At 63.4% G+C, this 13,398-nt stretch carries 9 protein-coding genes; 2 read left to right on the top strand and 7 right to left on the bottom strand.

Annotated features, from left to right (window positions below; genetic code table 11):
- Positions 1-58 precede the first annotated feature (58 nt).
- Entirely contained in the window at positions 59-1,345 is a 1,287-nt protein-coding gene (locus tag PCO31010_RS26085; RefSeq protein ID WP_150666811.1) for an MFS transporter, read from the top strand.
- A 78-nt stretch (positions 1,346-1,423) separates the two neighbouring features.
- Here the strand turns inward: PCO31010_RS26085 and PCO31010_RS26080 are convergent, their stop codons facing one another.
- The 6 genes from PCO31010_RS26080 to hpaH all read right to left on the bottom strand — a co-directional run bounded on the left by PCO31010_RS26080 (position 1,424) and on the right by hpaH (position 7,443).
- Positions 1,424-2,425: a 2-dehydropantoate 2-reductase gene (locus tag PCO31010_RS26080; RefSeq protein ID WP_150666810.1), complete on the bottom strand. Its 1,002-nt coding sequence runs from the start codon at positions 2,423-2,425 to the stop codon at positions 1,424-1,426.
- A gap of 4 nt (positions 2,426-2,429) precedes the next feature.
- Complete coding sequence (locus PCO31010_RS26075) at positions 2,430-3,383, bottom strand: fumarylacetoacetate hydrolase family protein (RefSeq protein WP_150666809.1); 954 nt, start codon at positions 3,381-3,383, stop codon at positions 2,430-2,432.
- A 12-nt stretch (positions 3,384-3,395) separates the two neighbouring features.
- The gene (locus PCO31010_RS26070) at positions 3,396-4,259 is read right to left on the bottom strand and encodes a DODA-type extradiol aromatic ring-opening family dioxygenase (RefSeq protein WP_150666808.1); all 864 of its coding nucleotides are present in this window, start codon (positions 4,257-4,259) and stop codon (positions 3,396-3,398) included.
- 59 nt (positions 4,260-4,318) lie between these two features.
- The gene (locus tag PCO31010_RS26065) at positions 4,319-5,794 is read right to left on the bottom strand and encodes an aldehyde dehydrogenase family protein (protein WP_150666807.1); all 1,476 of its coding nucleotides are present in this window, start codon (positions 5,792-5,794) and stop codon (positions 4,319-4,321) included.
- Complete coding sequence (gene hpaI / locus PCO31010_RS26060; protein WP_150666806.1) at positions 5,791-6,564, bottom strand: 4-hydroxy-2-oxoheptanedioate aldolase; 774 nt, start codon at positions 6,562-6,564, stop codon at positions 5,791-5,793. The genes PCO31010_RS26065 and hpaI overlap by 4 nt, the downstream gene beginning before the upstream one ends.
- A gap of 69 nt (positions 6,565-6,633) precedes the next feature.
- On the bottom strand, positions 6,634-7,443 hold the full coding sequence (gene hpaH / locus PCO31010_RS26055; protein WP_150666805.1) for a 2-oxo-hept-4-ene-1,7-dioate hydratase: 810 nt from the start codon (positions 7,441-7,443) through the stop codon (positions 6,634-6,636).
- A gap of 498 nt (positions 7,444-7,941) precedes the next feature.
- On the opposite strand from hpaH, the gene PCO31010_RS26050 reads away from it, so the two are divergent.
- The gene (locus PCO31010_RS26050; RefSeq protein WP_150666804.1) at positions 7,942-10,101 is read left to right on the top strand and encodes a TonB-dependent receptor family protein; all 2,160 of its coding nucleotides are present in this window, start codon (positions 7,942-7,944) and stop codon (positions 10,099-10,101) included.
- A 60-nt stretch (positions 10,102-10,161) separates the two neighbouring features.
- Here the strand turns inward: PCO31010_RS26050 and PCO31010_RS26045 are convergent, their stop codons facing one another.
- Positions 10,162-13,239 carry a Fic family protein gene (locus PCO31010_RS26045; protein WP_150666803.1) on the bottom strand — a complete coding sequence of 1,026 codons (3,078 nt, stop codon included), beginning with the start codon at positions 13,237-13,239 and terminating at the stop codon, positions 10,162-10,164.
- Positions 13,240-13,398: the final 159 nt, after the last annotated feature.

Raw genomic sequence — 13,398 nt, 5'->3', positions numbered from 1 at the left:
GCTCGCCGAAGAACGCCAAAAAGCATGCGCAACACATAAAACAACGAACGGAGACTTCATGAACACTGCAACGGCTGCCGACGCCCATATTCGCGGGCACTCGACTTCCCACACCTGGCGCGCGGTGATATCGGCGTCCATCGGTAACGCGCTCGAATGGTTCGATCTGGTCGTGTACGGTTTCTTCGCCGTCACGATTTCGAAACTGTTCTTCCCCACGCACGACGACACGACCTCGCTGCTACTCACGCTCGGCACGTTCGGCGTGTCGTTCTTCATGCGGCCGCTGGGCGCGATTGTGATCGGCGTCTATGCAGATCGACGGGGACGTCGTGAAGCGCTGACGCTCACGATTTTGCTGATGATGGCGGGCACGGCGATCATCGCTTTCATGCCGACCTACGAGACCATCGGTTTGCTCGCACCGGCCGGTATTGTGCTGGCGCGCATGATTCAGGGCTTCTCGGCGGGCGGTGAGTTCGGCAGTGCCACCGCGTTCCTCGCCGAACACGCACCGCAACGGCGCGGCTTCTTCGCAAGCTTTCAGGTCGCGAGTCAGGGGCTGACGACGCTGCTGGCAGCGGGCTTCGGTGCAGTGCTGACGAGCACGTTGACCCCGGATCAGATGATGAGCTGGGGCTGGCGCGTGCCGTTCCTGTTCGGCTTGCTGATCGGCCCGGTGGCGTATTACATCCGCCGTCACGTGAGCGAGACGCCGGAGTTTCTGGAATCTGAACCGACACAAACACCGCTGCGCGACACCCTGAGTCATCAGAAGATGCGTCTGTTGCTGGCGGTCGGCGCGGTCGTCGTCGCCACGGTCTCGACGTATCTGGTGCTGTACATGCCGACGTACGCCATCAAGCAACTGGGCCTGCCTGCGTCAGTGGCATTCGCGGCGACGGTGGCAACGGGGATCGTGCAGATGTTCCTGTCGCCGGTTGTCGGCGCGTGGTCGGACCGTGTGGGACGCGCCAAACCGATGATGATCGCCGCCGCGCTTCTGCTCGTGACGATCTGGCCGATGTTCTGGTTGCTGTCGACGCACCCGAGCTTCGGCGTGATGCTGGCGTTGCAGACGGTGCTGGGCGTACTGATGACGATGTACTTCGCGCCGCTCCCTGCACTGGCCTCGGAGATCTTCCCGGTGAAGACACGCACGACGGGTCTGTCGCTGTCGTACAACCTGTCGGTGACGTTCTTCGGCGGCTTCGCCCCGTTCATTCTGACCTGGCTGATCACCGCGACGGGCAGCAAACTGGCCCCGAGCTTCTACATGATGGCCGCGGCCGCCGTGGGACTGATGGCGCTGAGTCAGGTGTACCGCCACACGGGCGTGCGCTGATCAGCGCGCGTCATCCGAACCCATAAGAAAGGGGCACCGAGGTGCCCCTTCTTTTATGCCCTGCTAGCGACGAACGACTTACTGCGGGTACAACCCATGCACCCGACCGAACAATCGGGTCAGGCCCAGCAGCGCATCGATGTTCGGGGTCGGAACGCTCACCCGCTGGCCGATCTCGCGCACAACGCTAACCAGTGCATCGAGTTCGATGGGACGATTCGCTTCCACGTCCTGCAACATCGACGTCTTGAACGCCCCCAGCTTTGCCGTCACCTGATGCCGGTCTTCCGGCGACTGGTCGATGGCGCATCCGATCTTCGCACCAATGGCCGCTGCCTCACGCATCGCCGCCGAGCAGAAATCGCGCACCAGCGGGTCGTCGAGCAACCGGTCGATGGTCGCGCCCGTGATCGCCGATACCGGATTCATCGTCAGATTGCCCCAGAGCTTGTACCAGATGTCCAGACGCACGTTCTCCGACGCCTTCGCCTCGAACCCCGCGCGCTCAAGCAACGCCGCCAGACGCTGCACGCGATCGCTCGCACCGCCGCCCGGCTCGCCGATGATCAGCCCGCGGCCCATCTTGTGGTCGACCAGCCCCGGCTCCGGCGTCGAAGCACTCGCGTGCACCACGCAACCGATCACGTTCGCCAGCGGAATCGCCGCACCGATTGCGGCGTCCGGATCGATGCTCGTCAGCGTCGCATCGCCAAACCCTGGTACGCCCTGACAGAACCACCACGGCACGCCGTTCATCGCGGGCAATACGAGCGTTTGCGGGCCGAGCAACGGCACCACCGACGCCGCGACCTGCGCCAGCGCCGGCCCCTTCACCGCGATCACGACCAGATCCTGCTCGCCAAGCTTCGCAGCGTCTTCCAACGGATGCGCCGCCGCCACCGGGCCGGTCGCCAGCGTCTCGCCCTGCTTGTCGCCCTGCCTGACCCGCCAGCCCCGCTCGCGCAATGCGGCCAGCGTCGCGCCACGCGCCAGCGCGCTGACCTGCGCTTCGCCCGTCGCCGCGAGTCGTTGCCCGATCAGTCCACCGATGGCGCCCGCGCCAATGATCGTCACCTTCATCCGTTCACTCCGGTTGATGTGCCGCGAGACGATAGTTCTCCTTGAATCGCTCCGGCACACGTTCGTCAAAACCCAGCGCCACACGGCGCACTTCCGGACTGTCGCCCGGCGGATGTCCCACACCGAGCGCCGCCGCACGCGGCGCATCGATCTGCACGACCCGCCCGGACAGCCTTCCCAATCCCGTAATCTCGCACTCCACCAGATCGCCCGCATCCACCGAACGCGAGTGGCACGGCGTGCCCATCAGAATGACGTCGCCCGGCATCAGCGTGATGTGACGCGCAATGTCCGCAATCACGTAATGCGGGCCCCAGATCGTCTCGTCGCCGATATGCGCTTCCTGCACGACGCGTCCGTTGCGATAGGTGCGCAACGTCTGTTCGAACAGATTCACGCCTCGCACGATACCCGGTCCGATGGGCAGCAGTGTGTCCGCGCCCTTCACCCGCAGCATCGACCCCTGATCGGTGTCGCGAAAGTCCTGCAAGCCCATGTCCAGCGCCGGGCAGAAGCCCTCGATGTAATCCCATGCTTCGTCCGGCAGCACGTTGCGACACGTGCGCCCGATCACCACGGCATACTCGCTTTCGTAGTTCAGATACCGGCAATCCGTCGGCTTCAGAATCTGGCCGTCATGGCCGTTCAGCGACGTCGTCGGCTTCATGAAGTACGTCGGCGTGTCGGTGGGCTTGGGCTTGTTGCGCGTCTCCATGCTACGCGAGCGATAGGAGATGTGCACGGCGATGATCTTCGACGGATTCACCGGCGGCAGATGCGTCACCGTTTGCGGGTCGACAAGACGTCCATCGTCGAGCCGGAGCATGCCCTGCGCTTCTCCCGTCTCTTCGACCATCGTGCCCCAGTACGCGCTGCCACCCAGCAGAATATGGCGACGCTCGACACGCGGCCCGCGCATCACCGCAGGCAATTCACGCAACGGAAATTCGAAATCCATGATGTCGCCTCGTCAGATCGTATCGAACCAGATATGCACGTTGCCCGTGCCGCGCGCGTTCTCGTAGTCGGACAGCACCGTGCCCGCGCTACGGCATTCGGCCCCGCCGAGCGCACCGACCATCTGCAAGTAGTGCGCGCCGTGCGCTTCCCACGGACGCTTCCGGTAGTCCGTATCCCAGTCCGCCAGAATCCGGTCGTGACGTCCCTCGCGAAACGCTTCGATGGCGCGCTTGTCGCTCTCGATGTTCTCCGGACGCGACACATTGCTCTCGTGAAAGATGCGCGGATGATTCGGCTTCCAGTCGATGCCGTTGAACTTGTGACTCAGCGCACCGGACGCGAGCATCACCACCCGCAGATCGCTGCGGCGAATCGCCTCGCCGATCACTTCGCCCGATTGCAGGAAATGCTGCGTCTCGCAGTTCTGGCACGAGCTCACGGTGACGATCGGCCATGCGTCGAGACGCATCTGTTTGATGACGTTGATCGTAGGGTAATGCCGCGCGAGATCCGGATGTTGTACTGCGCGCGCACGCACGCCACGCTCACGCGCCACACCGTCGATGGCGAGTGCCAGCTCCGGGTGCCCGCGATAGTCGTACGGCACGCCGTGCAGATACCACGGCATCTCGTCCGACGTGTACATGCCCGAGTAACGCGCGCCGCCGTCGACCAGGTGATAGCCGGTCGTGAACCAGTGCGAATCGAAAATCATGACGACGTCCGGACGCACCGCTTCAATGCGTTCGCGAACCCGCGCATAACCGGGAATCAGGTCCGAATCCGCACCCGCGCCCTGCAACACGCGAAACTCCTCACACTGCATCAGGCCGGGGTGATGCGACACCAGCGCCGCGCCAACGATCTGTCCCATGCTGCTCTCCTCTTGTCCCGTTGTCTTGCTGATTGTTTTGACGATGTGACCGCGCGCCATCAGCGATGGCTGAAGCTCGCCTTGAACGGCTGTTTCGGCACGACGACATCCTTCACGTCGCAGAAGAATTCAAAGCTCCAGTCGCCGCCTTCGCGTCCGACGCCCGAGCGTTTGATGCCGCCGAACGGCGCGGCCAGATCGCGAATGCCAAAGCTGTTGATCCAGATGAAACCCGTGCGCACACGCTCGGCAATCGCAATGGCATGCGCCTCCTCGCCGTAGCAAACGCCGCCCAGCCCGTAGTCGGTGCCGTTGGCCATGCCAACGACTTCATCGTCGCTCGCAAACGTTTGCAGCGTGAGCACCGGGCCGAAGACTTCCTGCTGCACGATCTCGTCGTGCTGGCGCAGATCGGTGAGCAGGGTCGGCGCGAAGTACTGCGCACCGAAGTCATGTCGCGTGCCGCCCCACAGCAGGCGAGCGCCGCCCGCGACCGCTCGTTCGACGAACCCCTGCACACGCTCCAACTGACGCATATGGATGATCGGCCCGACTTCGGTCACGGCGTCGCGCGGATCGCCCACGACGAGACGCCCGACGACCTCGCGCAGCTTTTCGATGAACGCAGGAGCCACGTCCGCATGCACGAGCAGACGCGTCCCCGCGAGGCACACCTGTCCGGCGTTGCGGTACATCAGTGCGGCGGTGGCGGCAGCGGCATCGAGATCGGCGTCGGCCAGCACGATGAACGCCGACTTACCACCGAGTTCGAGGCTGCACGGCACCAAGTTGTCGGCGACCGTCTTCGCAATCCATTTGGCCGTGGCCACCGACCCGGTGAACGAGATACGCGCGAGCCTTGCATCGCTGACCAGCGCCGCCCCGGTCTGCGCGCCCGAGCCCTGCAACAGGTTGAAGACCCCCGGCGGCAATCCTGCCTCATGCGCGCAATCCGCCAGCAGCGACGACGTCAGCGGGGCCCACTCGGGCGCTTTGAGCACCACCGTGTTGCCGGACGCCAACGCCGGGCCAATCTTCCACGTCGCCAGCATCAACGGCGAATTCCACGGCGTGATGATGGCCACGACACCGGCCGGATCGTGACGCACGAGGTGGCGTGCCTGCGGTGTCTCGATCACGCGGTCCTGCAACGTCAGCGCGTGCTCGGCGAACCATGTGATGTTTTGCATGGCGCGCGGCACGACGCCGTGTGCCATACGCGAGCGCAGCACGCCAGCGTCTGCGCTCTCCAACGTGGCGAACGCGTCGGCGCGTCGGCCGATGGCGTCGGCGAAGCGCTGAAGATACGGCTGACGTTGCGCCGCGCTCAGCGCCGCCCATGCGGGAAACGCCAGCGAGGCCGACGTCACCGCCGCATCGACATGCCCGAGGTTGCCGCTGGCGATATTGCCCAAATGCGTTTGGTCGATGGGCGAGACGCACTCGAACGTCTCCGCCGACGCCACGCGGCGGCCATCGATGTAGTGGTCGGGCGACACCAACACACCGGCGACGTCAAAACGGGTATCACTCATGCCTTGTCTCCAAACTTCGCGGCCAGCGCGCGGCTCGCGTTGGCGAGCAACGTGGTGTCGATACCGACAGCGATGAACGTCACCCCGAGGTCGAGGTAATGTTTCGCCAGCGTCTCGTCGACACACAGAATGCCCGCCGCCTTACCTGCGCGACGAATGCGTGCGATGCCATCTTCGATGGCTTTGCGCACTTCGGGGTGAGTGGCCTGCCCGAGATAGCCCATCGACGCGGCGAGGTCGGCCGGACCGATGAACACGCCGTGTACGCCGTCGACGGCAGCAATCTCTTCGACCTGCGCGAGTGCATCGGCCGTCTCCACCTGAACGAGCAGGCACGTCGTGTCATTCGCCGCGTGCAGATAGTCCTCGTAGCGATTCCAGCGCGACGAGCGCGCCAGCCCGCTGCCTACACCACGCATGCCCTGCGGCGGATAACGCGTGGCGCTCGCGAGATCGCGCGCCATCGCGGCGGACTCGACCATCGGTACGAGCACCGTCGTTGCGCCGATTTCCAGCACTTGCTTGATGAGGGCCGCATCGCCGTGCGGAAGACGCACGACCGGGTGCACGGGGTACGGTGCGATGGCCTGCAACGTCGCCAGCATCGTGCGCAGATCGTTGGGCGCGTGCTCGCCGTCGATCACGAGCCAGTCGAACCCGCTGCCCGCGCACAATTCAGCGGCGTACGGCGTGGCGAGTCCCATCCACAGGCCGATCCGACGCTCGCCTCGTGCGAGCGCCTGACGAAAGGTATTCGGAGGTGTTTTCATGACGGGGGATTCCTGATGTGAGGGGCGCTCGGATGTAGTGAATGGCCGCATCCGAGTGCAAAAGAAGCGTCAGATGAAGCGCACACCGATGGCGCCGAGCGGACCGTAGTCCGCATGGAAGACGTCGCCTGCTGTGCAAGCCACCGGTCGCGTGAACGAGCCCGCCAGCACGATCTCGCCCGCTTGCAACCCTTCGTCGAATGCGCCCAGCTTGTTGGCGAGCCATGCAATGCCGTTGCCCGGATGGTTCAGCACGGCGGCACTCAACCCGGACTCTTCGATCACGCCGTTGCGATACAGCAGCGCGCCCGCCCAGCGCAGGTCGATGGCATCCGGTTTGACGGGGCGCCCGCCGAGAATCACGGCGGCGTTCGCCGCGTTGTCGGCAATCGTGTCGAAGACTTTGCGCGGCGCTTTGGTGTCGCGGTCGAACAGCTCGATACGACCGTCGATCAGTTCCAGCGCGGGTGTCACCCAGGCGGTGGCGTCGAGCACGTCGAACAGCGTCACGCCCGGGCCTTTGAGCGGCTTGGCGAGAATGAACGCCAGCTCCACTTCGAGACGCGGCACGATGAAGCGCGACGCCTCCAGCGTTGCGCCGTCGGCGACAAGCATGTCGTCGAGCAGCGTGCCGTGATCGGGTTCGGTGATCTGCGCGGCGACCTGCATGGCACGCGACGTCAGCCCGATCTTGTGCCCGATCACGCGACGCCCCTCGGCGAACTTCAGCGTGAGCCACGCCTGCGAAATCGCATAACTGTCGGCAATCGTCATCTCGGGATAACGGCGGGAAAACTGCATCACCGGCTTGCGGCTACGCTCGGCTTCGTGCAGTTCGCGGGCAAGGGCCTGATGGGTCGAGGCGTCGAGCTTCGGCATCGCGGGGGTCTCCGTTGTCGGCATCGTCTTGAATAGTCCCCCATTCTTGCCGTCACGCGAGCCACGAACAATCAATCGATTTTGGGCGATTGATAAGCAAAACTGGATAATCCGATATCGCCCTTTAACCCCCACCTACCGTGCGGTTGTGGTGCTGAAGCCACAGTCTCAACCGACCGTTGAAGCAAACACGGAGGTGGTGTTTGTCATCGCTTCTTCCCGTTTCCGTCCGACATTGCACGATATCTCGGCACAATGTCGCGCATTTCTCGCTGCCTCCCCGACTGCCAGCGTCGCTACGCAATCCCTTTCCGCCAATACCGACAGACGTTCGCCGACACCCATTAAAAATGAGAGTGATTTGCATTTATAATCCGCGTCGCTTTATTACAACGTCTTACTCATAACAATCCGCACGCCGCAGATGTGCTTGTCGTCACGCGCACATCGCTCAGCGGCCTCGCTCGCCACCGCCCGAAGTTACGAAGGTCTGCCAAGATGAAGATGTCTGCTAGTCGCCGTGCCGCTGTTCCTGCCGCTATTTCTGCCACTGTTCCCTCCCGTCGTCTGCAACGCCTGCCCCGCGCGACCGCCTGCGCCGCCGCATTGCTGATGACCACGCTGGGTGCAGCGCACGCGCAACAAGCCACGTCGGCGGCCGAAGCCAAGGCCGACGTCGAACTCGGTGCAGTGAACGTCTCCGGCGACTGGCTCGGCACCGGCCTCGACAACAGTGCGAAGACCTTCCCCGGCGCACGCACGGTCGTGAAGAAGGAGCAAATCGAAGAGTCCGGTGCGACGAGCATCGGCGACGTCATGCGCCGCATCCCGGGCGTGCAAGCGAGCGACAACTCCGGCACGGCGGGCAGCGCCATCTCGCTGAACATCGGGGTACGCGGCCTCACCGGCCGATACTCGCCGCGCTCGACGGTGCTGCTCGATGGCATTCCGATGGCCGTCGCGCCTTACGGTCAGCCGCAGTTGTCGTTCGCGCCGGTGAGCCTGTTCAACATTGAGAGCATCGACGTCGTGCGCAGCGGCGGTGCCGTTCGCTACGGCCCGCAAAACGTGGGCGGCGTGATCAACTTCAAGACGCGTTCGATTCCGAACACGCCGGGCCTGACCGCCGACGCCACCGTGCGCGAGAACATCTACACGGCGGGTGGCGGCGCGAATACGCAGTACGGTGCGTTCCTCGGCACGCAGATGGACAATGGCCTCGGTCTGGCGTTGCTGTACTCGGGCATGGTCGGACGCGACTGGCGCAAGGGCAGCGACGAGCACGTGAACGACGTCGCACTCAAGTGGCGCTATGACATCACGCCCAGCCAGCAGGTGTACGGCAAGCTCTCGTACTACGACGTGAAATCGAAGACGCCGGGCGGCCTGAGCGTCGCGCAGTTCAATGCGGATCCGTTCCAGAACACGCGTCCTAACGACTACTGGAGCGGCAATCGCACGGGGCTCGACTTCGGCTATCTGAATACGATCTCGGAGACGCAGGAATTCGAGATTCGCACGTTCTACAACTCGAGCTACCGTCAGAGCACGCTCATCAATGCAGCCGGTACGTCGACGACGCATCAGCCGCGCAACTACGAGACGTTCGGCATCGAGCCGCGCTTCACGCAGCGTCTGTTCTTCGGCCCGACCGCGCACGACGTCACCGTGGGTTATCGCTACATCCACGAGCGTGGCGACGACAACAACTGGACGACGACGCTCGCCACCGGCAAGAACTCGGCCACGCAAACGTTCAACAACTACACCAGCGCGAACGCGTTCTACATCGACGACCGCATGGCGTGGGGCAATTGGCGCTTCACGCCGGGTCTGCGTTACGAATTCATCAATTCGCAACGTGTCGACAACGCCTCGGGGGCGACCTTCCGTTCGGACAACAACAAGGCGTTGCCGTCGGTGAACCTGTCGTATCTCGTGAACAGCGCGTGGACGGTGTTCGCAGACTACAGCACGTCGTTCGGCCCGGTGCAGAACACACAGTTGAACTCGATGTCGGCCACGAACCCGCTGGAGCCGGAACTGGCGCGCACGTATGAAATCGGTACGCGCTGGACGGACAATCGCTGGAAGGCTGAACTGACGGCGTTCAAGATGAAGTTCGACAACCAGATTCTGCAGGTGCCCGGCTCAAACCCGGCCGTCTTCCAGAACATCGGTGCGACGGACCACGACGGCATCGAAACCGCCATCGACTACACGTTCGATCGCGACAGCGTTCTGCGCGGCCTGAACGTCTACGCCAACTTCACGTTCACGCGGGCAATTCAGAAGTCCGGCGCGACCTCGGGTATGGACGTGCCGTTCTACTCGCGCTTCACCGACACCCTTGGCGCGCGCTACGCGATCGGCCAGTGGACGTTCAACGTCTCCACCACGCATCAAAGCTCGCAGTACTCGGATCTGGCGAACACTGAAGCGGAATCCGCCGACGGCAGCAACGGCAAGGTGCCGGGCTTCCGCGTGTGGAACCTGCAGGCGAGCTACAAGATCCCGTTCTACAAGAACGCCGATGTCACCGTGGGTCTGAACAACGTGTTCGACAAGCGCTTTTACACGCGTAACGTCGATGGCAACGCGGGCCGTATGGTCGGCGCACCGCGCATGGTCTACGTGCAAGGGCACTTCGGATTCTGATCGACGTTTGCCGACGTAAGCACAAAGCCCCGCCTTCGATTCGACGGCGGGGCTTTTTTGTCAACGGTGCCTCGGCTTCTTGTACGTCCTCTGGTTGCCGGGCCGGTAGTCCGGGTCCTCCTCCTCGTCGTCCTCGTCCTGTTCGTCGTGGTCCACTTCGTATGCGTCGTCATCGGTGTCTTCCGACTCCTCCGGAAGGTCACGACCGCCACGTCGGCCACGCCTGCCAACATGCACACGACGCGCCGAGAAGTGCGTCTCTTCATCGTCCTCGATATCCGACGCGTTGTCGTCCCGGTCGGAAGCGTCTTCCTCCGACGCACCCTGCTCGTCGACCTCGTCGAAGTTTCGCTTCCGGTTAAGACTGGTCTGAATCCTGTTCGATATCGCAATCGTCACGCGATGCTGAAGCGCCACCGCATCGGCATAGCGTTTGGGCTTTGTCGGCGGCGTCGCGCGTACCCGCTTCTTCTTGTTCTTCTTACCCCTCTTCTCCGGCTCCTCTTCCTCCTCCGCCTCCCTGCGCTTCAGGTCGGACGCGACGAAGGCGTCCATCTCCAACCCCAACTCGGGCGGTAGCCATGGCGGCCGGTGCGACGCAAACGCCAACATCTCGCGCTCGACCCACAAATCGTCGTCTTCGACGTCCTGCGCAGCGCTGAGCGTCTTTTCCTCCTTCTCGACCTCCGATAGCCGTCGGGGCATGGTGCCGCCCGCTAACGTGCCGATAAAAGTACGCGCGCCGCCCATGTCCGTTACCGGACCGGCACTCGACAACCAGTCGTCTTCTTCATCTTCTTCCGGCTGATAGCTGGCGAACTGGTTTTCCCAATCCGCGCGCGACGTGGTCTGATCCTTGTCCTGATCGAACAACCGTAGCGGCCTGTCGCCATATCCCGCACGACGAAGAATCAGATACGCATAGGCGCGACTCACGCGCCCGTTGGTATCGTGCAGCGGATGCAGCACACTGATTTGCTGCTGAACCCGCGCCGCCAGCCGGGCAATGTCGTTTTCCTTTTCCGTCTCGGGATCGATCCGGCGACGTCCTTTCGGTTTGGGCTTCGGGGCAAGAATGGCGTCGAACGCCTCCTTGCTTTGCGCGAGCAGATCACCGAGTGCCGATGCCTTGTCTTCCTGCTGGTAACTCACATTGAACAGGCCCTTGTTGCCTTTACCCTTCGCGCTCGTCACCGAGAGGCCGTGGCCGGTCAGCGTCTTCCTCTCCGGCGACGTCAGTCGCACCGGTGCGCCCCAGAATGAAGGGTCGTCGTCCTGCGTGATGAATTCGACTTCGCTGCGGGTCTCTCCCGCCAGACGCGCTGCCACCGTACGGAATCCGTCGATCGACCAGATATCGATGCCATTGTCGGTAATGACGTCGTGCCATGCCTGCGCGGTCTTCTTCCCGTACGGGAACGCAAAGCTGGCGTCGCGCTGCCCCTCCACGGTGCCGCCCGTACTGTTGGAGATGAACCACGACTGCGTGCGCTGATCCACGTCAACGTCGCCGAGCCGTGTGAGCCACCGGTCGTTGCTGTTGAGCAGCGCTTCCTGACTTTGCTTGACGGCATCGATCTGCGAGGTCGACTCGCCTTGCTCGACCATCGTCACGAGCCGTGTGACGCCCGCCCCGTAGTTGCCCTCCTCAACGGTGAGCACCTTGAACGTCGCACTCGCCCGGAAGACGACCTCCCGTTGTCCGTGCCCGATATCCGGTGCGACGGGGCTGATCGGAATACCGTTCATGCCCTTGGCGTAGATGCGATAGCGATCCATCGGATCGCCTTTCTTCTTCATGCCGCCCTTCGAAAACGCGACCGTACCGCCGGCGGACTCGCTTGCGCTCAGTGGCGTCCCCTGAGTAAAAAGTCTGCCCGGCTGGAGCGAATCGTTTCTCGGATAGGCGGCGTAAAGGGTGCCTTCGATGGGCGCAATCCGTGCGAGCGTCGAATCCAGCAACGCGATGTCGTCGCCAGCGTGTCCCGGGTCGTGGCTCTTGGCCGAGAGACCGATATCCATGCCCACGTTGTTCTTCTGCACCCCCGTAGCCGGCGACGCCCACTTGGTGAGAACGTCCAGCGCATTCCTGTCGCGCCGCGCATCCAGATGCTTATAGAGCTGCTCGCTTCGCTGACGCAGGAACGGATGATCCTCGACCAGTTCGTCCCTGTCGGTCCAGTCGATGGACGACACCTGACTGTATTTCGGCGGTTTGTACGGTTCAGAACCGAGCGCCTTCCCGCTTCGGATGTCGACGATCGTCTGAAGGTATTCACCCTTATCGTGCAGCCCCGCCTCCTCGCCTATGGCACGGGCGTCTCCCCGCAACGCGGCGAGATGACTGTAAAGCGCGATGAGGTAGTCGTTCGTGGCGTCCGAGGTGTGGGTGACGAGGTCTTTCAGCTCGCGCATCAGCACCTTCGGATTGTTCCGGTTCCGCAGTAGCAGCCGCTTCTGTCCGGGCACGAGGTTGTCCCACGTCGTGAAGTCGACTGTGGACAAATGCTCCTCGAATTCGCCCGGTTCCTCAGGGTTCCAGGGCTGCTGCGCTTGCTCCGACTCCTCTTTCGCAGGCGGAAAAATCGTCTGAAAGTGGCTACTGATGGCGGCCTGATGTTTGCCGACGTCGAAGCGCGACGTCATCGGAATGGCCCTGGCGGCCTGATCGAGCAGACGGACATCGTTCTCGGGGTACTGAGGCAGAACAGGCGCTTTGGCACCCCGGCGTCTCGGCGGCTTCGGCCGGAACGGCGCCAGCATGGCCCAGGCCAGTTCGATGTTGTCCGGCAGTGTGATCTGCTCTGTGGCGTTTTCGGCAGCGATCCATGTCCGCCGAATCTCGTCGAACGTCAGCGCACTGACGTGCTTGAGCTTCGTCAGAAAGGCGTCTTTGGTGTACTGGCGCTCGACGTCGGCCGAAAAATTGATGACGCGCTGGATGGGCGCAGGCGCTGACGAAGGCGGGGGCGGCGAAGCGAGCGCTTGCCGCTGCGCCACCGCGCGGGTGCGCGGGCTGGCGTCGATGGTGGTACGCATTTGCGCGTGAGCGCGGCTGATAGGGCGATTATCGACGAGTGCGGGCGTCGCGGCGGATGCATCACCGACGACCGGCACGCCCTCCTGGCGCACACTCACCGCTGGCCTTCGTGCCTTCGCCCCCTCGCTCATCGCTGCCCCGTGTCATTCGTGCATTTATCGAACAACGGCTTCTGTGCTGCGCGTGCCTTCGTCGTGCGGCTCGCCCCTTCATCGGGGCGAGCGGGACTGCTTGGTGCTTCCTGCGTGCTTCCTGCG

It is taken from the genome of Pandoraea commovens (assembly GCF_902459615.1).
GTDB lineage: Bacteria > Pseudomonadota > Gammaproteobacteria > Burkholderiales > Burkholderiaceae > Pandoraea > Pandoraea commovens.
Note: the sequence above shows the minus strand (reverse complement) of the source record. Positions and strands in the feature narration are given on the sequence as shown.

What these genes read in the sequence shown, in the direction of transcription:
- PCO31010_RS26085 (WP_150666811.1), top strand. Translation starts at nt 59, where the DNA reads ATGAACACTGCAACGGCTGCCGACGCCCATATTCGCGGGCACTCGACT.
- PCO31010_RS26080 (WP_150666810.1), bottom strand. Translation starts at nt 2,425, where the DNA reads ATGAAGGTGACGATCATTGGCGCGGGCGCCATCGGTGGACTGATCGGG.
- PCO31010_RS26075 (WP_150666809.1), bottom strand. Translation starts at nt 3,383, where the DNA reads ATGGATTTCGAATTTCCGTTGCGTGAATTGCCTGCGGTGATGCGCGGG.
- PCO31010_RS26070 (WP_150666808.1), bottom strand. Translation starts at nt 4,259, where the DNA reads ATGGGACAGATCGTTGGCGCGGCGCTGGTGTCGCATCACCCCGGCCTG.
- PCO31010_RS26065 (WP_150666807.1), bottom strand. Translation starts at nt 5,794, where the DNA reads ATGAGTGATACCCGTTTTGACGTCGCCGGTGTGTTGGTGTCGCCCGAC.
- hpaI (WP_150666806.1), bottom strand. Translation starts at nt 6,564, where the DNA reads ATGAAAACACCTCCGAATACCTTTCGTCAGGCGCTCGCACGAGGCGAG.
- hpaH (WP_150666805.1), bottom strand. Translation starts at nt 7,443, where the DNA reads ATGCCGAAGCTCGACGCCTCGACCCATCAGGCCCTTGCCCGCGAACTG.
- PCO31010_RS26050 (WP_150666804.1), top strand. Translation starts at nt 7,942, where the DNA reads ATGAAGATGTCTGCTAGTCGCCGTGCCGCTGTTCCTGCCGCTATTTCT.